This is a genomic window from Aeromonas sp. BIGb0445 (assembly GCF_024809075.1).
Lineage (GTDB): Bacteria > Pseudomonadota > Gammaproteobacteria > Enterobacterales > Aeromonadaceae > Aeromonas > Aeromonas rivuli.
Genome location: NZ_JANUES010000005.1, coordinates 245,530 through 267,044, shown reverse-complemented (window position 1 = coordinate 267,044; position 21,515 = coordinate 245,530). Strand labels below are relative to the sequence as shown.

The window sequence follows — 21,515 nt, the reverse complement described above, 5'->3', positions numbered from 1 at the left end:
CAACTGGAGCAGGTGCTGGCACTGCGGCGCCACTACCTGCCCCATGAAGAGGACGACCTCGATAGTCTGGCCCGCGCCATCTGGTTTGATAAACACCACCGCAAGACCCTTGCCCTCGCCGTTGCCGAGGGGATAGCCCACGCATTTAACGGATAAGAGACCCTATGGCCTGGATGGAAAAGCTGATGATGCAGGTGGCCTTGGTGGATCAAGTCACCAAACCGCTGGCGGGCATCAATGCCCAGATTGACCAGGTCAGCAAGGCCGGGCGTCGGGGCTGGGGCAACATGGCCATGGGCGCCACCACTGTGGCCGCCGGTGGCATGGCTATCCAGGCAGCCCTGGGCCCCGCCATCGAGATGGACAGGGCGCTCGGGGAAGTGGCATCGCTTGGGGTGCAAAAAGAGGGATTGGGGGCACTGGGGCGAGAGGCGCTCAAGTTCTCGGTGGAATACGGGAAATCGGCCACCGAGTTTGTCCAGGCCTCTTACGATATCCAGTCCGCCATCGCCGGGCTCACCGGTAACGAGCTACCCGCCTTTGCCCGGGCGTCCGGGGTGCTGGCCGCCGCCACCAAGGCCGATACCGGCACCATCACCAACTACATGGGCACCATGTACGGCATCTTTGAGCAGCAGGCCAATGCCATGGGCAAGGCTAACTGGGTCGAGGATGTGGCAGGCAAGACCGCGCTTGCGGTGCAGATGTTCAAGACCACCGGCCAGGGCATGAGCGATGCCTTCAAGGGCATCGGGGCCAATGCCACCTCGGCGGGGGTGTCCATGAATGAGCAGTTCGCGGTGCTCGGCCAGCTGCAGGCCACCATGGGGGGCAGCGAAGCGGGCACCAAGTTCAAGTCGTTTCTGGCCGGGGTGGGCAATGCCCAGAAGGCGCTCGGCCTGCAGTTCACCGACTCGGCGGGCAACATGCTGCCGGTGCTCAACATCCTCGACAAACTCAAGGTGCGCTATGGCGAGACCCTGAGCGTGGCCGAAGGGGATGAGCTTAAGAAGGCGTTCGGCTCCGATGAGGCGGTGGCCATGGTGAAGCTCCTGATGAGCAACACCAAGGGGCTGGCCACCAACATCAACGCCCTGGCCAACACCCATGGCATGGGCAAGGCCGAGCAGATGGCGGCCTCGATGACCGACCAATGGCAGCGGGTTGAGTCAGCCTGGTTTGCCATTCGGGCCGCCGCCTTCGGTGTCGTGCTGCCAGCCATCAATACGGTGGTCGCGGTCTTTGCCGATGGCGCCGCCGTGGTGCTGCGCTGGACTCACCTTTTTCCCAACCTGACCAAGGTGGTGAGCTATGCCCTGCTCGCTATCGTGGGGCTCGGCATGGTGACCGGCGCCTGGATGCTGGTTGCCGGGCTGGCCAGTCTGGCCACCACCGGGCTTGGCATTGCCTGGACGCTGGTCATGGCCCCCCTCAACCTGCTTAAGGCCGGATTGGTGAGCTTTAGGGCCATCCTGCTCGCGGTCAACATCGCCATGTATGCCAACCCAATCGGCCTCATCGTCGCCGGTATCGTGCTGCTGATTGGGGCCGTCGCGGCGGTCATCTACTACTGGGACGACTTGAAGAAGACCCTGGGCGATTGGGGGGTATTCAAGTGGCTGGGTCAGTCCATCGACTGGCTGGTCGACAAACTCAACATGATCCCGGGCATCGACATCGAGATGGGCAACATGCCCGAGCTGGCCCTGCCCTCCCCGAGCCAGTTGCAGATCCCCCTGCAGGGGGTGGCTCAGGTACAGCAGCGCATCAACGGGCCGCTGGCCAACTATCGTCAGGGCCCCGAGAGCCCCATCCCCCAAGGGGGCCTTGGCCAACAGTTGATCCAGGCCAACGCGGCGGCGACCACCGCCAACCAGAAACCCGCCAAGGCACTGCATATCGGCGAGGTACATATGCACAACCAAAACCCCATGACCCCGGAAATGATGGCTGAGAACGCCTGGCTGGAGACCAAGTGAGCGAGCCCAAATACATCGACATCCTGGTCAACGATGGCGCCTGGCTGCTCGATGCCGGTGGCCAGCCCCGTTACACCCAGAACAGGCACAGCATCGGCCAGGACATCAAGCACCGCATCATGGAGTCGGGGCTGGCCCGCAAGCTCATCGGCGAGCGCAGCCCGACTCTGCGCGCCGATGTGCTGACCGAGATTGAGCTGCTGGTTGAACGTGACGAGCGGCTGGTGCCCGGCACCATCTTCATCAATGAAGAGGCCGCCGACCGGGTGCTGGTCACCGCCACCACTTACGAATTTGGCCCCCTGGAGGTAACCCTGTGAACCTGCGCCCGACCGTAGATTTTATGGCCCTGTTAACCGAAACCGGTGTGCCGACTACCTCCGAGGCGATGGAGGCTGAGCTAAAAAAAGAGGTGGAGGCCGCTGGCTCCCTCATCACCAACGACTCGGACGTGAGCCCGTTTTGGCGGCTGGTGCGCGGTGTGGTCATCACCCCGGCGCTCTGGCTTATCCGCGAACTGCTGGCCGGTCATGTGCTGCCCAATACGTTCGCGGCCACCGCCACCGATACCTATCTCGACCTCAAGGCCTGGGATGTGGATCTCACCCGCAAGGCAGCCCAAAAGACCCGGGGCCTGGTCAACTTCGTCAAGGCCAGCCCCCAGGATGCCGTCACCATCCCGGCCGATATCTGGATAAGCACCGAGCGCATCAACGGCACCATCTACCGCCTAAAGCCCCTGCAAACCGTGGTCAGTCCGGCCGGTGAAGCGGTGGCCAAGGTGGTGTGCGAAGCCGAACAGGCAGGCGCGGCCTGGAATTTGGCCCCTGGCTATTACAACCTGCTCAGCGAGGCGGTGACCGGCATTTTGTCGGCGCGCAACGACGACAAGGAGTGGATCACCACCCAGGGCAGCGACGCCGAGAGCAACGATGCCCTGGGGCTGCGCATCCAGAACCAGTTCTCGGCAGTGGGCCGCTATCACATCGATGCGATTTACCGCTCGATGCTGGCGAGCGTGGCGGGCATTCGCGCCGATCACATCTTCTTCGAGCATGACGCCCCCCGGGGCCCCGGCACCGCCAACGCCTATATCCTGCTGGAAGTGGGGCCGACCCCGGCCAGCCTCACCGCCCAGCTCAACGACTACGTGGGCCGCCAGGGCAACCATGGCCATGGGGATGACCTGTTCGTGATGAGCATCCCCGAAACCCAGCACGACCTCACCCTGGAGCTGTGGCCACAAGCCAACCTCAGCGAGGCGCAGCGAACTGCGCTCAAGGCAGGCGCCGAGAACCTGGTGAAGGCGGCCTTTCGTCAGTCTGCGGATTTCCCCAGCGTCACCCGCACCTGGCCCCAGTCGCGCTTCTCCCTCTCCCAGTTGGGCCGCGAATTGCACAGCCAGTTCCCGCAGCTCAAGAGCCTGCGCTTTGCCGAGGAAGATATCGTCTCCGCCCTGGCCATCCCACGCCTGAATCAGCTTGAGGTCACCCTCCATGACTAAACCGACACCGCTTAGCCATGACCTGCAAGCCCCCGTGCTGGCCGATGCCAGCGCCCCCTGGTGGGAAGATGGCATCACCATCAGTGCCGCTCACGCCGAACCGGGCTTTCTGGCCAAGGGCATCAACGCCTTCTGGCAACGACTCAAGGGGTTGCTCTTGCTGCCACTGGCCCAACAAGACCCGCTGACCTGCTCGGAGTCCCTGCTGGCCCTGCTCGCCTGGGAGCGGGACATCGGCCGCTTTGATGGCGAGCCGCTGTCGCTGTTTCGCAAGCGCGTCCAGTTCGCCTTTGTCAACGCGAGGGACGCGGGCGAGGTGGCGGGCTTCAAGCGGATTTTCGAGCGGCTTGGCATCGGCTGGTGCGATATCCACGAGCGCCAGGCGGGCCAACCCTGGGACGTCATCACCATCGAGGTGACTGACAGCGCCATGGCCAGCAATCAGGCGCTGATGAGCACCCTCATTCAACACTATGGCCGCACCTGCCGCCGCTACCGCTTCCAGGTGGTCTATCCGGTCAGCGCGACCATCCATCATGGCCGCATCACCATGAGCCAGCAGGTGTTCGGCGCATCACTCAAGAGGAACCCATGAGTCAGATCATTACCAACGCCTTCGCCAGCTACTGGCAAACCTGTCTCGCCACCCAAGCCCCGGTGGTGCTCGATGAGTTCGTGCTGGCCAACATCCCCGGGCTAGACCCCGATGCGCCCATCAACCCCGATGGCGCTCTGCCACCGGCAGGGCAAATCGTGCACCGCCATCACGTGGATCAGCGCGGGCGCATCAACAACGACGCGGTGGCCTACACCATCGTGATGGACACCACCCTGGGCGATTTCGAGTTCAATGCCATGTACCTCATCAACAAGGCGACCGGCATGGTGGCCATGATTGTGCACAAGGGCAGCGAGACCAAACTCAAGACCGATCCCCTGAGCGGCCAGGTGGGCAACAGCCTGGTGAAATCGATGCTGATGGAGTACGACCGAGCCAGTGAAGCCACGGTCACGAATGTGGACGCCAGCACCTGGCAGATTGACTATTCCGCCCGCCTGCGCGGCATGGATGACGACCTGCGCCTGCAGGCGTTGCAGTTCTTCGGGCCCGCCACCTTCTATGGCGACGGCTTCAAGCTGGTGAATGAGGCTGGCGTCTACAAGGTGCAGCCCGGGGTCGCCTATGTCGGCGGCCTGCGCGCCCAACTCGATGAGGTGCAGAAGATTGCCCCGGGGGCCAAGCCGGTGGGGCTCTGGCTCGACATCTACCGGGCGGACTCTTTGCTCGATGCCTGGCTGAACCACTTCACGCTGACCTTGAGCGTGGCCGACAAGGCCGATTACACCGACGGCAACGGCTATCGTCACCATCTGGCCAAGGTGGCCATCATCAACAGCGACGGCAGCGTGACCGACCTGCGCCGCAAGCGCACCATCGAGCTGTCCGGGGATGTCAGCGGCAAAGGCATCCTGGAAGACGCCCAAGGCGTCAATATCGCGGTGGAGATCAAAGCGGGCAGCCATCGCCACCCCTGGAGCGAGCTGGACAATGTGCCCACCCAGGCAACCCGCTGGCCGAACTGGGGCGAGGTGACAGACAAACCGGCCTTGGCCAGCGAGGGACACAGCCACGACTCTCTCGATCTCAAGAACCTCGACTGGAACGTTCAATCTGACAAGTTCATGACAGGCTCGGCGCAAGCGCCCAAGGGCTCTGGCAGCACGCAGTTTTTGAACTGGATCAGCTGGGGACACAACGGCGGAAGCAAGTATCGACACACCCTGTTCAGCTCAACCAGTGCTATTCATCAGCTGTGGTACGGGTACAAGGCCAATGGCACCGATACCACCTCCCCCTCGACCAATGTGCGGCTGTATCACACCAATGATAAACCCAGCTTGGCCGAACTGGGTGCCGCGGCCGCATCCCACTCCCACCCCTGGGGACAGATAAGCGGGATCCCCGCATACGCCAGCCGCTGGCCAAGCTGGGGGGAAGTGTCCGGCAAGCCCGGCACCATGCCCCCCTCTGGTCACACCCACCCGGCGTCTCAGGGCAATGCCGACATCGTGGGCAGCGGCTGGGGGCAGGTGGGGACTTACTGTTTTGCCACCTGCATCGTATCAACCGGCGGGAACAAGGGCCCAGGCTACGCCATTGCGGGCAGCTCCTTGCGCGCAGCCAACTCGGAAGATGGCGGCCCGGGCATCGGCGCCGCCCTGCCGGGTACTTGGAAGCTGGTTGGCGCCATCAAGGGCGGCGGCAATAACGACCAAAACACCTCACTGTGGATCCGCACAAAATGACAGACGACATTCTTCACGTTACCGCCCCCGAGTGGGCCGACCCGGAATACACCGCCATCAATCTGACCGTCCAGTTTGCCAATCAGGCCGAGCCGGTGCCCTTCGCCGCCACCCAAAGCGACCCGGAGCCCTATGGCGTCGAGCTGTTTGTGCGGGCGCGCTTTGGTGAATATGGCGAGGTGGCTCCCTATCAGGCGCCGCCAACGCCCATCCCGACCGAAGAGGAGCAACAGCGCGAATTGGCGCGCCGCCTGCAACTGGCTGGCGATGCCATCGCCCCCCTTGCAGATGCCGAGCTACTGGGCATATTGACCCCGGCGGAAACCTCGCGGCTCACCGCCTTGCGACTGTACCGGGTGACGCTTTCGCGCCTGCCTGAAACACCTGGCTGGCCCACGACGGTGGATTGGCCGGAGCTGCCAGCATGAGTTGGCAACAAAGCGACCTGCAGTGGCCCCCCAGCGGGGCCAGCTTGCACCATCAGGCCCGCGCCGTGCTGACCCAAGTCCCCACCTTGGCGGACGCGGCCATGGGGCGCCTGCAGGCCATCGCCAGCCGCGCCCAGTATCGCCCCCACCCGCTCAGTGGTGAGGCCGCAGCCCTTTCAGGACTTCGCGCCCAGCTCGACCATCTGCTGGTCACCGGTCGCGCCCTGGCGGTGACCCCCTTTTTGCACGGCGTCGGCCAGATGCAGGATAAACAGGCCAGTCTGGCCGCCCCCAATGCGGTCAAGGCGTTGGCTGACAAGCTGCAAGATGGTGCCGACCCCTTGCTGCCCTCCGGTCAGCTCCATGCCCTCGCCTGGTTGGTGACAGGTAACAGCGCCGCCGACCTTGCGGCCAAACTGGCCCCTCTGTGCGCCTTGTTGCCACTGCCGCAGTGGTGCGCGGCCCTGCGTCGCCTGGAAGCCAATAACGACATCATGGCCAAGCCCACGGCGGCCAAGGTACCGCGCTGGCATGCCGATGAGCCGCTGGTCTGGGCGCCGCTGCGCCCGGCTCACCTCGACCTGGGCAGTGAGCTTGCCCAGCTAGAGAGTCTGGCCCGGGATAACCAGAGCCCCATCGCCAAGCTGCAGGGGCTGGCGAGTCGCCGCGCAGCTCGCCTGAGCGAACTGGCCAGCGCGCTGGATACCCTGGCCACGCTCTCGGGTCAGCTCTACCGCTGGCAAGGCCAGGGGGATGTCGCCAGCCTGGCCGCGCAACTTGGCCAGAGCACACCCCCGGATCACAGCATGAGCATGAGCGTCGCCACCCTGCTGCTCTCCCCTTCCCCACTGACCTTTTGGCAGGAGTTGACCCCATGACCATCAGCGCCATGCTGACCCTGGACGGCGAACCCATTGCAATGTCATCGATGCGGATCTCGCTCTCCATGCAGTTCCAGGACAAAGACCAATCGGGCCAAACCAGCTCGACCAGCAAGGCCGAGCAGGGCACCAAAGCCAAGGAGTTGGATGTCTCCGGTCTCATCCCCTACAAAGACGGGGACAAGCTGGCCCGCCTGTTCGAGCTGGCCGACATGAAAGATGATGGCGGCAAACGCCACATCTTTCGGGTGGGCTCGCTACTCGCCAAGTCGGTCAAGATACGCCAGGCCAAGTTCACCGGTCGCATCACCGCCAGCGAGCAAGAGGGCCTGCTGGCCTGGCAGGTGAGTTTCACCTTGAGCGACCACAACTCGGTACCGGAGAAGCGCGAGCAGCGTCTGCCCAAGGCGGTGGCCCAGGTGAGCCAGGCCACAGAGCAAACCACCCAAGCCAAGGCCCCTTCGCCCACCCAGGGGGACAAGGCCGATGAATACGAACTCACCCCCTTCGAGCAGTACCTCAAAAAAGCGGATGACGCACTGGCATGAAACTCAACACCCAACTGACCCTGGGCGGACAGCCCATGCACCTGGTCGAGCATGACATCGTGCTGGATCTCAGCGCGGGCGGGCGCGCCGCCCTGACCATTGAGGGGGCAGCCAGCAAGGGGCAGACCCTGACCCTGGACACCGGTTACAACAACGAACTGCGCCGCTGGTTCAGCGGCTATGTCTACGACGTGCAACCCGCCACCAATGGCAGCAACAAGCTGTTATGCCGGGAGCTGGCCGGGATATTGGGCTGCCGCTTTCCGGTCAGCCAGCAGCATGCCACCCTGCGCGGCTTGCTGGCCTGGCTGACAGACCAGTGCGGCCTCACCTTCTTGCTACCCGACGGGGCCGACTACACAGACCGACCGATCCCGAACTTCACCAGCGCCGGAACCGGCTACCAGCTGCTCGATAATGCGGGGCGCGCCTTCGCCATTGCCGACTTTTGCTGGTATCAACAACCTGATGGTGCCGTGTTCGTCGGCAGCCATGGCCACAGCCGCTGGCCCGGGCGCGAGGTGACGCTAGACCCCGCCCTCTCGGCCAAGCAGGCGGGCAACATCCTGACCCTGGCCCCGATCCCCGCCGTGCGCCCCGGCGCCATCATCAATGGCCAACGCGTCACCCGGGTGCGCCTCAAGGGCGATGAGATGAGCCTGACCACGGCCACCCCGGGTAAGGTCATCAAGTCAGCAGAGCGGCGCAAGGTCGAGGGAGAGTTCCCCGAGCTGGCCGACCAGATGCACCTGCCCAAGTTCGGGCGGGTCGAAGCCATCAGCGACCAGGCCGCCGCTGGCCAGCTCAATGACCCATTCCGACCGCGCTTTGCTGTGGACGTGCAACTGCTTGGGGAAGATGGCCAGCCGGATGAAGCCACCCCGCTCTATCGCGCCGTGCCGCTGCCGGTGATGTTCGGCGGGCCTGAGCAGGGCCTGCTGCAGTTCCCCATCGAGGGGAGCCTGGTCGAGCTGGGCTTTGCCTTTGGCCGCGCCGACCGCCCCTTTATTCGCACCGTGCTTGGCAGCGGCTGGCCACTGCCCGATATCGCCCCGGGCGAGCAGCTGCTGCAGCAGCGGGCCGAGGTGTTTAGCCGCACCGATACCGTGGGCAACCTGAGCCGTCACACCGACCGGCGCATGTATGACCATGCCATGGAGATGCACCACCAAAGTGATGACTACCTGGGGGAACATGGCCAGCATCAGCTGCAGGTGGCGCAACACAGCATCGAAGAGGTGGGCGCCATGAAGCGAGTCGAGGCGCTGGGGGCCATCGAGCTGCTGGCGGGGGATGATCTGCTCCTGGGAAGCCTGGGCAACATGAGCCAGACCACTGCAGGAGACCTGGTCGAGGTGGTGGGACAACTGCGTCGGGCCGTCGCCGGTGAGCTGCAACACCTGGAGGCGCCGCGTTCTTGGATGGGGACAGAGGGCACCAACATCTTCCAGCTGCTGCTCCAGCTGATGAACGTGGTGGAGCAGCTGGCAGCCACCACGGCCAGCCACACCCACGGCAGCGGGCCCAACCCCAACCAGGGCAACGCCCTCAGCAGCCAGAGCCAACAAGCGGGCAACCTGGCCAGCCAGCTCTCCCCCATCATCGAGTAACCCACCAACGCAAGAGGGCCCCACAATGTGGGGCCCTCTTTTGTCTGCCTGACATCACCTGCCCATGGCCAGGGAATGCCGCATGGAAGGATTGCATCAGGCAGCGCAGCATCATACCGAAGCACCGAGCCGTTATGAATCAGGCTTTACTGACTCACGGCAACTCATGCCGTTTAATTGCAGGTTGCGGGCAAAGGCTGTCCTGGGATCACATCAATGATATTGAACTCAGACTGTTTGCAAACGCCACGGTACTCACCTTCCAGGAAAATACGGAGAATTTCTGGCTTTCCTTCATACTTCACTCGCAGAAGGCTAGCAATCACGTATTCATCGATATCCACTGTTGCTTTACTGGGTCCTCGCATTGTCTGATCCCATATCCCAGCCTTGGGCACATCGCCATTGATTGGGGTATCTGAGCTCTCCCGATAAATAATGGCACCATACTCGACAGGCTCTAACGGATGCTGTTGAAAATAATCAGCGAGAAACGTGATCAAAGCCCTTTGCCCTTCAGGGGGATTCGTCATTACAAATTGATAATTATCACGCCCCGTAAACTCATTATGAAAGTCAGTCGGCCATTTATAGAGCTGAGGCTGTTGATCGTCACAACCTGAAAGGAAGAGGATAGAGATAGCTACAAACCATAGAGCCTTCATGGGAGCTTTCCCTGTATTGGGTAGTAAAGTTCAACCACGGTAAGGAAAGGCTTGTAGGCAAAGCGGTTCAGATGCTGCAACACAAACCAGGAACGAAAACCTGCCAATCCGCTGTAGGGCTTGATCTCCCCAGTTCTGGGGTCAGGGCCAACATCCGGCAAGTCCAAACCGAAATTATCGGTAAAGGTCACTTTCAAGCGGCCCTTGTAAGACCGACCACTTCGCTCGAACTCCACCAGTTCGGCCCGGCCAGACCAGACATCGTTGATCGCCATGGTTAGTCCCCCACTCGCCCATCCCAGATATTTATCTGAAAAAGTATGGAACGATGGGGGGAACAATCTACCTTGGTAGGCCTCCATCCATTTTTTCAGGTCAAGTTTGTTCGGCTCGCCATCGCTCGATTTAAGTGACACTTTCACACCTTCAATAAGCCGATCAGAAAATGCTTGAGTATTAGGATGTGCCCTCACAGCTCTATCCAACTCAGGGTGGCTAAACTCCCCTCCTTCACTTTTCTCGAACTTATGGATCATGGCAAGAATCACCATCTGGAGAGTCCCCGCAGAAAACAACGTGGTCGCCATGGTTCGCAAGTTCATAAAGTGATAGTTCGCCCGAGACTTGTCGAGGTCCTGCAGGGCAAATAGACGGCTGTCCCACACTGTGGGGATGGCCTGGACCTGCTCGGCGGTCATATCACCAAATACCATGTCGGCGGCGGTCGAACCGTCGGCATTCTTGCCCGGCAACTTGGGAGACTGGTAAACCAAAATGGGAAGCCTGACCGCAGTGGCACTGGTGGTATCGGCCTTCATCTGCTGGGCCAACTCTGAGGGCGGCTCGGCTGGCGCAGGCGCAGAACCGAAGCTGCCACCCCCAGCCTGGGCGACCTTGTCATTAAGCTTGGCCCGCTCATAGGCGGTTCGCACATTCTGACTGAAGCTGCGATCCCCCTGCACTTCAAGCTGACCATGGGCAAGGGAGCAGCAGGAGCTTGCCGGGCTATCGGCTAGCACCACGCTACGTCCATCCGCAGATGCAGAACGGATAAACAAGAACTCATCAGGTTTAAGGTCATCGAGGCGTTTAACAGTCACGGCAAGATCTCATTTGAAACACGTGGTTAGTCTGCCACAAACGAGCCCCTCCCTCCATGACCTAATCCGCAGCGCTTAATGCTATACAGCCACGGGCGCGCCTGCGCCACAGAATCCGCGCTCATCCGCTCCCGCCTGCGGGGTTCATCAAGAAAAATTTTTGCAAAAGTGGATTACCGCAAAACCATAGGCCAAGGCCGCGCCAGATAAAGGATCTGTGGCTTAGTGAGGATCTGAAAGGATCGAAAGAAATTGCAGAGTTTTACTGTTTGAAAGGGCTCTGGATAACGAAGGTGAAAACGTAACTCGTTGAATGTATTGGGATGGTCGTACTTTCCGTGAGGGTTTGAATGATTGGGAAGGATCCGGTTTGCCGCGAGGGAACGGCTAGAAGGCGTTTTGTTTCAGCCGGTTAGGTCCAATAAGGGCCGATTTGATAACTGAAATGTTGAAAGGGCGCTGCAGCCTGGGTGCGCTGGCTGGACTGCCCCACGGAAAATAGGTTTTCTGTGAACTGTGTCCGGTCACGCTTGGTCCTGACCTAGTGGAAGTGGACACGACAACCACCCGATCACCTAAACCTAGGTGGACACGATGTGGACACATCGCCATGTTGAGGGCTCAGAAAAACTTAAGGCCATCCGCTTGGATGGCCTTAAGTCATTGAATTAGTTAATGGTGCCCGGGGTCGGACTCGAACCGACACGTCTTGCAACGGCGGATTTTGAATCCGCTGCGTCTACCGATTTCGCCACCCGGGCAACTGCGAGGGATTATACGAATGGCGCTTCGGCATGCAAGGGGTTTTTCGTATCCCCCTTCTCGTTTGCTCATTTATTCAACGCCTTGCCGTTGATCGCCCAGTTACTTAGAATGCCCTCAACTTTTTAATGGAAACGTCCCCCATGGCCAAGCGCAAGACAGTCCAACCCCCCCAGGCAACGCCCCCTGTGCATACGCACCCTTCCGCCGGGTTGTTGCGCCGCCTCGGTGCCCTGCTCTATGACTACCTGGTGGTCATCTCGCTGCTGGTGATCGCCGGCTTTCTCGGCATGGGGGTCGCCCAACTGCTGCTCGCGACCGGTCTGGCGACCCTTCCCGAAGGCAAGGATGCCAGCTGGCTGCTCACCAGCCCCCTCTACAGTGCCTGGCTGGCGCTGGTGATCTGTGGCTTCTATGTCTGGTTCTGGACCCGGGCCGGTCAGACCATCGGCATGCGCGCCTGGCGGTTGCGCATCCAGAATGTGGACGGCAGCAATATCCGCATCACCCAGGCCATCATTCGGCTGGCCACCGCCGCCTTTGGCCTGGGCAATCTGATGTGTCTGTTTGACCGCCATCGCCCCAAGGCATTCCAAGACATCTGGGCAGAGTGTGAAGTGATAGTACTGAGCAAGCAAGAGAACCTGAACATGCTTAATAAATAGGAATGGTCAGATGAAGAAAGGGCACCCAGGTGCCCTTTCTTGTTTCCAGCGGTGCTTGCCTGATGACGCTTAGCGCCTGCGGCTCAGTATATAGAGGGAGATGCCGCCAAACAGCAGACTGGGCGCCACTGCCGCTATGATGGGCGGCACCGCATAGACCAGGCTGATCGGGCCAAACACCCGATCGCTCACATAGACCACGAAGCCGGTCATGATCCCCATCAACATCCGCGCCCCCATGCTCACCGAGCGCAAGGGCCCAAAGATGAAGGAGGAGGCGAGCAGTATCATGGAGACCACTGACAGGGGGGCCAGCAGCTTGCGCCACAGCTCCAGCTTGTAGCGCCCCGCATCCTGCTTGTTGGCATCCAGATAACCGACATAGTCCCGCAAACCGGAGATGGAGAGGTTCTCTGGATCGATGCTGACCACACCGAGCTGCTTGGGGGTCAGATCTGACGTCCAGGTCATCTGGGGGTGCACCTCACTGATGATCCGGGTCGGATCGTCGAAGCGGGTCGCATGGACAGACTTCAGCAGCCAGTGATGCTGCTCGAACATCCCCTCCTGCGCCTGCACCACATCGATCAACTTGCGATCCGGGGTAAAGCGATAGAGGGTGATGCCGGTCAGGGCACCATCGTTGCGCACTCCGTTGATACTGACGAAGTTATTGCCATCCCGCGCCCAGACCCCAGAGGCTGATACGGTCAGCCGCCCCTCGGACATGGCACCGGCCTTGATGTCATCGGCGGTGCGCTTGGCGATGGGAGCCACATATTCACCCACCAGACTGAACACCAGCATCAGTGGGATCGCCGTCTTGAGCGCCGCAATCACTATGCTGAGCTTGGAGCGACCGGCGGCCTGCATCACCACCAACTCGGAGCTGCTCGCCAGCTGACCCAGACCAATCAAGCCCCCCAGCAGCGCCGCCAGCGGGAAGAAGAGTACCGCCTCCTTGGGCATGGAGAGCATCACGAAGTAGAAGGCATTGACCATGTCATAGTTGCCGTCGCCGACCGACTTGAGCTGCTCCACATACTTGATGAGCGCAGAGAGGCCGACCAGGGTCACCTCACACAGCAGGATCGACATGAAAATGACCCGACCGATATATCTATCGAGAATGCCAAACATCAGCAGAGGTTCCTATATTGCAGCATCATGCTTTTTCGCCTGGAATATCGAGCACAGAAGAGGTTCGACATAAAAGCGACCCCATGGGCATGCCTAACGAGCGCGCCAAACATCAGTGGAAATCCCTATGTAACCGCATCACGCCGACCCCCTGCTGAAGAGTCGCCCTTTGACCCCATTCCACCAGGCGGTGCCCTGCAAGTTGAGCGGCACCCCGATCAACAGCAAATAGGCTATCGGTACCCAGAACATGCCGGGCCAGTGGGGGAGACGACCACTGTCGATGGCCGAGCGGGCCGCCGACAGCAACAGGAAGTAGGATAGATAGAGCAAGATGGCTGGCAGCAACTTGGCGTAGCGACCCTGGCGCGGATTGACCCGGGCCAGGGGCACCACCAGGAAGGTCAGCACAGGGATGGATAGCGGCAGCGAAATACGCCACTGCAACTCGGCCATCAGCTGGTTATCCTGGGTGCCGAACAGTTCCATGGTTGGCTTGGCTGCCGATTTACGGTTGGAGTGCTCGGCCTCCTGCTGACGGATGACCAGGCTGTACTCGCGAAAATCTGAGTTCTGGAACTGTTTGCCATTGAAGTTGCCCTCGTAGCGGGAACCATCCTTCAGGGTCAGCCATTGCAGGCCGTTCTCATCCACCGTCACCTGCCCTTCCGTCGCTATCACTATCGAAGGGGGGGTCGTGCCCTGGGCCCGCTGCAACACGAAGATATTATGCAACACGGAGCCCTTGTCATTGAGATCCTGGATATAGGCCACCAACTTGCCGCCATCGAGCTCCATGAAGCGGCCCGCCTGCAGGAAGGAGATACCGGGATCGGCCTTGAATTCATCGATGACCTGATACTCGCGCTCCTTGGCGAGAGGCGCGACCCAGCCGGTGTTGAAGCCCGCCACCAGGGCGGTCAGCAGAGCCAATATCATGGTGGTCACCATGACGCGGCGCGGGCTGACCCCCACCGCATGCATCACCGTCATCTCACTTTCGGCATAGAGACGGCCGTGAGCAAACAAGATGGCCAAAAACAGACTGATTGGCAGCATCAACAGCGCCATATTGGGGAGGTTGAGCAGCATCAACGTCGATATGAGGCGCGTCGGTACCTCGCCATCGGCGGCATCGCCAATGATCTTGATAAATTGCTGGCTGACAAAGATAAGCAGCAGCACGAACAATACTGCCAGCTGGGTTTTCAGGGTTTCCCTGAACAAATATCGGAAAACGATCACAGTCATTCCCAAGTAAACTTGTGTTTTTAGTCGAATGCCTGAAAAATAGGGCCCTATATTGGATTTTTACCAGTTTGAACTGCGGAGCCTGTGGCTGTTCGCTCCGCCTCTGATACCCAACAAGCACTGCATTATTCAATAAAAGGTGCCTTTTGTCTTTAGGATGTAGGAGATTCCATGGAGTTCAGTGTAAAGAGTGGCAGTCCTGAGAAGCAACGCAGCGCCTGCGTCGTGGTGGGTGTATTTGAACCCCGCCGCCTCTCTCCGGTGGCCGAACAACTGGACAAGATCAGCGATGGCTACCTGAGCTCGCTGCTGCGCCGTGGTGACCTGGAAGGGAAACCAGGCCAGATGCTGCTGCTGCATCAAGTACCGGGCGTGCTGAGCGAGCGCGTCCTGCTGGTGGGCTGTGGCAAGGAGCGGGAGCTCGATGAACGCCAGTACAAACAGATCATCAACAAGACCATCACCACCCTCAACGAAACCGGATCCATGGAAGCCGTCTGCTTCCTGACCGAGCTGCACGTCAAGGGTCGTGACACCTATTGGAAAGTCCGCCAGGCGGTGGAAAGCACCAAGGCCGGCCTCTACAGCTTCGATCAGTTCAAGACCAATAAAGCCGAGCCACGTCGCCCGCTGCGCAAGCTGGTGTTCAACGTGCCGACGCGTCGGGAACTGACCATAGGCGAGAAAGCTATCTCCCACGGTCTGGCCGTCTCGAAAGGGGTGCGGGTCTGCCGCGATGTGGCCAACATGCCGCCCAACGTCTGCAATCCGGCCTACCTCGCCTCCCAGGCCCGTCGCCTCGCCGATGCCTATGACAACATCACCACCAAAGTCGTGGGCGAGCAGGAGATGGCCGAACTTGGCATGAACTCCTACCTGGCGGTGGCCCGTGGCTCCGAAAACGAAGCCATGATGGCCATCATCGAGTACAAGGGCAACGCCGATGCCAAGCCCATAGTGCTGGTGGGCAAGGGGCTGACCTTCGACTCCGGCGGCATCTCCATCAAGCCGGCCGATGGCATGGACGAGATGAAGTACGACATGGGCGGCGCCGCCTCCGTGCTCGGCACCATGCATGCCCTGGCCGAGTTGCAACTGCCCATCAACGTCATCGGCGTCCTCGCCGGTTGCGAGAACATGCCCGGTGGCAATGCCTATCGCCCGGGTGACATCCTCACCTCCATGTCCGGCCAGACCATCGAAGTGCTCAACACCGATGCCGAGGGCCGTCTGGTATTGTGCGATGCGCTGACCTATGTGGACAGATTCGATCCAGACACTGTGATCGATGTCGCCACCCTGACCGGTGCCTGCATCATCGCCCTGGGGCATCACACCTCGGGTCTGCTGGCCAATCACAACCCGCTGGCCCATGAACTGCTCGGCGCCTCGGAGCAGGCCGGCGATCGCGCCTGGCGCCTGCCGATGTTCGACGAGTACCAGGAACAGCTGGAGAGCCCGTTCGCCGACATGGCCAACATCGGCGGCCGTCCGGCCGGTACCATCACCGCTGCCGCCTTCTTGTCGCGTTTCACCAAGAAGTACAACTGGGCTCACCTGGATATAGCTGGTACCGCCTGGAAGAGCGGTAAGGACAAGGGCGCCACCGGTCGTCCGGTGCCCCTGCTCACCCAGTTCCTGCTCAACCGGGCCGGGGTGGACATCGAAGAAAAAGAGTAACCCCTGGCGGCCACGTGTTGGCCCCTGTTACCCTTGACTCACAAGGAAGAGGCCCGCCTCTTCCTTGTTTCATTACAAAACAGGCAGGATGCGCAGCCGATGTGCACCCGCCAAGAGATCTGCGGCGCGCAGCCTGGCTTGCGCCAAGCGCAGTCACCGCCACACGGGACCCAACCTGATGAGCCAAGTGACCTTCTACCTGATGAGCGAACCGGATGAAGCTGGCGTCAGCGCCTGCGAACGGCTCGCCTGCGAGCTGGCAGCCGAGGGCTGGAGCAGCGGTCACCTCTATCTGCACTGTGCGAGCCAGGCCCAGGCCGAACGACTCGACGAGCTGCTCTGGCAACTACCGCCGGATCGCTTCGTGCCCCACCAGCTGCAAGGTGAAGCGGGTCAGGCCCCGGTGGAAATAGGCCATCAGCCCCCCAAACGACGCTATGCCCGGCTCATCAATCTGGCCTGGGAGGCACCTTTGTTTGCAGGGAACTTCCCTCAGGTGGTAGATTTTGTCCCCACTGACGACACGCAGAAGCAGCAAGCCCGCGAGCGCTACAAAGAGTACCGCCAGGCCGGTCATCAACTCGAGATGAGAGATCAGCCCGCACTTGCAGCGCACAATCCGGCGCAGCCCTGACTGCCCCCTTTTTTATCCATCAGAACCTATCAGCATACGGCGAGACCATGGAAAAGACTTTTAACCACAATGCCATCGAACAGGCGCTCTATCAGCACTGGGAATCCCAGGGTTACTTCAAGCCCCACGGTGACACCAGCCAAGACTCCTTCTGTATCATGATCCCGCCGCCGAACGTCACCGGCAGCCTGCACATGGGCCACGCCTTCCAGCAGACCCTGATGGACACCCTGATCCGCTACAACCGCATGCAGGGCAAGAACACCCTGTGGCAGGCGGGTTGTGACCACGCCGGCATCGCCACCCAGATGGTGGTGGAGCGCAAGATCGCCGCCGAGGAGGGCAAGACCCGCCACGATTACGGCCGTGAAGCCTTCATCGACAAGATCTGGCAGTGGAAGGAAGAGTCCGGCGGCACCATCTCCCGCCAGATGCGTCGCCTGGGCGACTCCGTGGATTGGGAGCGCGAGCGCTTCACCATGGATGAGGGTCTCTCCGAAGCCGTACAAGAAGTGTTCGTGCGCCTCTACGAAGATGGTCTGATGTACCGTGGCAAGCGCCTGGTGAACTGGGATCCCAAGCTCAACACCGCCATCTCCGATCTGGAAGTGGAAAACCGCGAGATCAAGGGCCACATGTGGCACCTGCGTTACCCGCTGGCGAACGGTGCAAAAACCGCCGAGGGCCAGGATCACCTGATCGTCGCCACCACTCGCCCGGAAACCATGCTGGGTGATACCGCCGTCGCCGTGAACCCGGAAGACCAGCGCTACAAAGCGCTGATCGGCCAACACATCCTGCTGCCGCTGGTGAACCGTCTGATCCCCATCGTCGCCGATGAACACGCCGACATGGAGAAGGGCACCGGCTGCGTGAAGATCACCCCGGCCCACGACTTCAACGACAACGAAGTGGGCAAGCGCCACAACCTGCCGATGATCAACATCTTCACCCTGGACGCCTTTGTGCGCGCCGAGGCCGAAGTGGTCGATTGCAACGGCAACCCCAGCACCGCCTATGACGCCGCTCTGCCGAGCGAATTCGCCGGCCTTGAGCGTTTCGCCGCCCGCAAGGCGATTGTGGCCAAGCTGGACGAGCTGGGTCTGCTGAGCGAGATCAAGGATCACGTGCTGCAACAGCCCTATGGCGATCGCGGCGGCGTACCCATCGAGCCCATGCTGACCGACCAGTGGTATGTGCGCACCGCGCCGTTGGCCAAAGACGCCATCGCTGCGGTGGAAGATGGCCGCATCCAGTTCGTGCCCAAGCAGTACGAGAACATGTACTTCTCCTGGATGCGCGACATTCAGGACTGGTGCGTCTCCCGTCAGCTGTGGTGGGGTCACCGCATCCCGGCCTGGTATGACGAGGCCGGCAAGGTCTATGTCGGTCGTGACGAGGCGGAAGTACGTGCCAAGCACAACATTCCGTCCGTGACCGTGCTGCGTCAGGACGAAGACGTGCTCGACACCTGGTTCAGCTCCGCCCTGTGGACCTTCTCCACCCTGGGCTGGCCGAACAACACCGAGGCGCTCAAGACCTTCCACCCGACCGACGTGCTGATGAGCGGTTTCGACATCATCTTCTTCTGGATAGCCCGGATGATCATGATGACCATGCACTTCATCAAGAACGAGGACGGCACCCCGCAGGTTCCCTTCAAAACCGTCTACATCACCGGCCTCATTCGGGATGAAGAGGGCCAGAAGATGTCCAAGTCCAAGGGCAACGTGCTCGATCCCCTCGACATGATCGACGGCATCTCGCTGCCGGATCTGCTGGAGAAGCGCACCGGCAACATGATGCAGCCGCAGATGGCCGAGAAGATCGGCAAGCGGACCGCCAAGCAGTTCCCGGAAGGGATCGAGGCCCACGGCACCGACGCCCTGCGCTTCACCCTGGCGGCGCTGGCCTCCACCGGTCGTGACATCAACTGGGACATGAAGCGCCTGGATGGCTACAACAACTTCTGCAACAAGCTGTGGAACGCCTCCCGCTACGTGCTGATGAACACCGAACAGCAGGATTGCGGTCTGGCTGGCGGCGAGATGCAGTACAGCCTGGCGGATCGCTGGATCCAGTCCCAGCTGCAGGTCGCCATCCGCGACTTCCGTACCGCACTGGATACCTACCGCTTCGACATGGCCGCCGGCATCCTGTACGAGTTTATCTGGAACCAGTTCTGCGACTGGTATCTGGAGCTGACCAAGCCGGTGCTGGGCAAGGGTTCCGAGGCCGAGCAGCGTGCCACCCGTCACACCCTCGTCAACGTCCTGGAAACCCTGCTGCGCCTGGCGCACCCCATCATTCCGTTCATCACCGAGACCATCTGGAAGTCGGTGGCGCCGCTGACCGGTGTCCACGCCGACACCATCATGCTGCAGGCCTTCCCGGAGTTCGATGCCGCCAAGGTAGACGAAACCGCCATGGCGGATAGTGAGTGGGTGAAGGAGTTCATCGTCGGCATCCGCAACATCCGCGCCGAGATGAACGTTGCGCCGAGCGTTGCCTTGAACGTGCTGCTCAAGTGCGATGGCAAGGATGGCCAGCGCGCCACCGACAACGAGGCCTTCCTCAAGTCCCTGGCCCGCCTGGAGTCCATCCGCGTGATGAGCGAGGATGATGTCGCCCCGCTGTCGGTGAAGAAGCTGATTGGCAACACCGAGCTGATGATCCCCATGGCCGGTCTCATCGACAAGGAGGCCGAGCTGGCCCGTCTGGCCAAAGAGGTGGCCCGTCTGGTCGGTGAGTGCGGCCGTATCGAAGGCAAGCTCGGCAACGAGGCCTTCGTGGCCAAGGCGCCGGATGCGGTCATCGCCAAGGAGCGCGAGAAGCTGGAAGATTACCGTCTCCAGCTCACCAAGCTGGAAGCCCAGCAGGTGGAAATCGCCGCCCTGTAAGCGGCGCCCTCACCATTCGCACCGCCATATTGAGCCCCCTGCCAGCAGGGGGCTTTTTTGTGGGCGCCTCACAGCCATCGTTTTTACAAGCGGATCCCCGCCAAATTCATTACACTGCCGCAGTGTTCATTATGTGGAGTTAGCTTACCGTATGGAAATGTTGATCCTGATTGGATTGATTGTGCTCAATGGCCTCTTCGCCATGTCTGAAATCGCCATCGTCACGGCCCGCAAGGCGCGACTCACCAAGCTCGCCGCCGAGGGGAGCCACTCTGCCGCCATCGCCCTGCGCCTGGCCGATGATCCTACCCATTTCCTCTCTGCGGTGCAGATTGGCATCACCAGCATAGGTCTGCTCAACGGCATCTATGGTGAATCCGTGCTGGCCAAACCCTTCGCCATCTGGCTGCAGGGCTGGGGCCTGACCCCCAGCAGCAGCAGCCTGCTCGCCACCGTGCTGGTGGTGGTCATCGTCACCTATCTCTCCATCGTCATCGGTGAGCTGGTGCCCAAACGACTCGGCCAGATAAGCCCGGAGCGCATCGCCTGCCTGATGGCGCGCCCCATGCTGTGGCTGGCGACCCTGACTCGCCCCTTCGTCTGGCTGCTCTCCGCCTCGACCCATGCCAGTCTGCGACTGCTGCGGGTCAGCCAGGAGAACAACAGTCACCTCACTCAGGAAGAGATCCACGCCATGTTGGAGGAGGGCTCCGAGACCGGGGTCATCGAGGCCCATGAGCGCACCATGCTACGCAATGTGTTTCGCCTTGATGAGCGCCGTCTCGAGTCCATCATGGTGCCCCGCAGCGACATCCGCTATCTGGATCTGGCCCTGCCCACCGAGGTCAACCTGATGCGAATGGTGGAGTATGGCCACAGCTTCTTCCCTGTGTGTGACGGCAGCCTCTCCAACCTGGTTGGCATCCTCAACGTCAACAAGGTGCTCCATGCCTATGTGCGCGGCGAGACCATCGATCTGGCGGCCCTCACCCAGGATGGCAGCCTGTTGCCTGAGACCCTCAATGGCCTGGAGCTGCTCAACCATTTCCGTGGTCACGCCGAGCACATGGTGCTGGTGGTGGACGAATATGGTGAGTTGCAGGGGCTGGTGACCCAGCAGGATCTGCTCGAGGCGCTGGCGGGGGACTTCCAGCAGGGTGAAGCGCAGGACAACTGGATTTTTCAGCGCGCCGACGGCAGCCTGCTGCTCGACGGCCTCATTCCTCTGCCAGAGCTCAAGGATTGCCTGGGGATCAACCGCCTGCCGGAAGAAGAGGATCACCACTATCACACCCTGGGCGGCCTCATCATGCTGCTGCTGGGACGAGTGCCTCAGACCGGAGATCTGGTCTCCCTGGATCAGTGGCAACTGGAGATTGTCGACATGGATGGTCTGCGTATCGATAAAGTGTTGGCAACCTCAACCAAGCAGTCGGCCGAGGCCGTGGAGTAGGTATTATG

General features: G+C 61.0%; 19 protein-coding genes and 1 tRNA gene. 15 read left to right on the top strand and 5 right to left on the bottom strand.

What is annotated here, in order from left to right:
* Positions 1-12 precede the first annotated feature (12 nt).
* From M2367_RS13200 to M2367_RS13155, 10 genes are read left to right on the top strand one after another with little or no spacing between them, the layout of a single operon-like run.
* The gene (locus M2367_RS13200; RefSeq protein WP_259236241.1) at positions 13-156 is read left to right on the top strand and encodes a DUF6890 family protein; all 144 of its coding nucleotides are present in this window, start codon (positions 13-15) and stop codon (positions 154-156) included.
* An 8-nt stretch (positions 157-164) separates the two neighbouring features.
* On the top strand, positions 165-1,979 hold the full coding sequence (locus M2367_RS13195; RefSeq protein WP_259236927.1) for a phage tail tape measure protein: 1,815 nt from the start codon (positions 165-167) through the stop codon (positions 1,977-1,979).
* Positions 1,976-2,299, top strand: coding sequence for a DUF2590 family protein (locus tag M2367_RS13190; protein ID WP_259236926.1), 324 nt, complete (start codon positions 1,976-1,978; stop codon positions 2,297-2,299). Before M2367_RS13195 ends, M2367_RS13190 begins: the two co-directional genes overlap by 4 nt.
* Positions 2,296-3,483, top strand: coding sequence for a baseplate J/gp47 family protein (locus M2367_RS13185; protein WP_259236925.1), 1,188 nt, complete (start codon positions 2,296-2,298; stop codon positions 3,481-3,483). The genes M2367_RS13190 and M2367_RS13185 overlap by 4 nt, the downstream gene beginning before the upstream one ends.
* A complete protein-coding gene (locus M2367_RS13180) occupies positions 3,476-4,078 on the top strand; it encodes a phage tail protein (protein ID WP_259236924.1) in 603 nt (200 codons plus the stop codon). The genes M2367_RS13185 and M2367_RS13180 overlap by 8 nt, the downstream gene beginning before the upstream one ends.
* Complete coding sequence (locus M2367_RS13175) at positions 4,075-5,790, top strand: phage tail protein (RefSeq protein ID WP_259236923.1); 1,716 nt, start codon at positions 4,075-4,077, stop codon at positions 5,788-5,790. Before M2367_RS13180 ends, M2367_RS13175 begins: the two co-directional genes overlap by 4 nt.
* A complete protein-coding gene (locus tag M2367_RS13170; RefSeq protein WP_259236922.1) occupies positions 5,787-6,218 on the top strand; it encodes a tail fiber assembly protein in 432 nt (143 codons plus the stop codon). The genes M2367_RS13175 and M2367_RS13170 overlap by 4 nt, the downstream gene beginning before the upstream one ends.
* The gene (locus tag M2367_RS13165) at positions 6,215-7,096 is read left to right on the top strand and encodes a hypothetical protein (RefSeq protein ID WP_259236921.1); all 882 of its coding nucleotides are present in this window, start codon (positions 6,215-6,217) and stop codon (positions 7,094-7,096) included. Before M2367_RS13170 ends, M2367_RS13165 begins: the two co-directional genes overlap by 4 nt.
* On the top strand, positions 7,093-7,647 hold the full coding sequence (locus M2367_RS13160; protein ID WP_259236249.1) for a hypothetical protein: 555 nt from the start codon (positions 7,093-7,095) through the stop codon (positions 7,645-7,647). The genes M2367_RS13165 and M2367_RS13160 overlap by 4 nt, the downstream gene beginning before the upstream one ends.
* Complete coding sequence (locus M2367_RS13155; RefSeq protein ID WP_259236920.1) at positions 7,644-9,257, top strand: hypothetical protein; 1,614 nt, start codon at positions 7,644-7,646, stop codon at positions 9,255-9,257. The genes M2367_RS13160 and M2367_RS13155 overlap by 4 nt, the downstream gene beginning before the upstream one ends.
* Positions 9,258-9,430: 173 nt before the next feature.
* On the opposite strand, the gene M2367_RS13150 is transcribed toward M2367_RS13155, so the two are convergent.
* The 3 genes from M2367_RS13150 to M2367_RS13140 all read right to left on the bottom strand — a co-directional run bounded on the left by M2367_RS13150 (position 9,431) and on the right by M2367_RS13140 (position 11,783).
* On the bottom strand, positions 9,431-9,922 hold the full coding sequence (locus M2367_RS13150; RefSeq protein WP_259236919.1) for a hypothetical protein: 492 nt from the start codon (positions 9,920-9,922) through the stop codon (positions 9,431-9,433).
* Positions 9,919-11,022 carry a DUF3289 family protein gene (locus M2367_RS13145; protein WP_259236918.1) on the bottom strand — a complete coding sequence of 368 codons (1,104 nt, stop codon included), beginning with the start codon at positions 11,020-11,022 and terminating at the stop codon, positions 9,919-9,921. Before M2367_RS13145 ends, M2367_RS13150 begins: the two co-directional genes overlap by 4 nt.
* 676 nt (positions 11,023-11,698) lie before the next feature.
* Positions 11,699-11,783, bottom strand: a tRNA-Leu gene (locus M2367_RS13140).
* A gap of 144 nt (positions 11,784-11,927) precedes the next feature.
* Here M2367_RS13140 and M2367_RS13135 point away from each other — a divergent pair.
* A complete protein-coding gene (locus M2367_RS13135; RefSeq protein ID WP_042041631.1) occupies positions 11,928-12,449 on the top strand; it encodes an RDD family protein in 522 nt (173 codons plus the stop codon).
* A gap of 69 nt (positions 12,450-12,518) precedes the next feature.
* On the opposite strand, the gene lptG is transcribed toward M2367_RS13135, so the two are convergent.
* Positions 12,519-13,589 carry an LPS export ABC transporter permease LptG gene (lptG, locus tag M2367_RS13130; protein ID WP_042041632.1) on the bottom strand — a complete coding sequence of 357 codons (1,071 nt, stop codon included), beginning with the start codon at positions 13,587-13,589 and terminating at the stop codon, positions 12,519-12,521.
* A 138-nt stretch (positions 13,590-13,727) separates the two neighbouring features.
* Positions 13,728-14,840: an LPS export ABC transporter permease LptF gene (gene lptF, locus M2367_RS13125; RefSeq protein ID WP_042041633.1), complete on the bottom strand. Its 1,113-nt coding sequence runs from the start codon at positions 14,838-14,840 to the stop codon at positions 13,728-13,730.
* Between the two features lie 171 nt (positions 14,841-15,011).
* Between lptF and pepA the strand changes: the two genes are divergently transcribed.
* The 4 genes from pepA to M2367_RS13105 all read left to right on the top strand — a co-directional run bounded on the left by pepA (position 15,012) and on the right by M2367_RS13105 (position 21,507).
* Entirely contained in the window at positions 15,012-16,520 is a 1,509-nt protein-coding gene (gene pepA / locus M2367_RS13120) for a leucyl aminopeptidase (protein ID WP_042041634.1), read from the top strand.
* 178 nt (positions 16,521-16,698) lie between these two features.
* Positions 16,699-17,154, top strand: a complete 456-nt coding sequence (locus M2367_RS13115) for a DNA polymerase III subunit chi (protein ID WP_259236917.1) — start codon at positions 16,699-16,701, stop codon at positions 17,152-17,154.
* Between the two features lie 47 nt (positions 17,155-17,201).
* Entirely contained in the window at positions 17,202-20,054 is a 2,853-nt protein-coding gene (locus tag M2367_RS13110; RefSeq protein ID WP_259236916.1) for a valine--tRNA ligase, read from the top strand.
* A gap of 151 nt (positions 20,055-20,205) precedes the next feature.
* Positions 20,206-21,507 (top strand): hemolysin family protein, encoded by a 1,302-nt coding sequence (locus M2367_RS13105; protein ID WP_042041638.1) that lies wholly within the window; start codon positions 20,206-20,208, stop codon positions 21,505-21,507.
* Positions 21,508-21,515 lie beyond the last annotated feature (8 nt).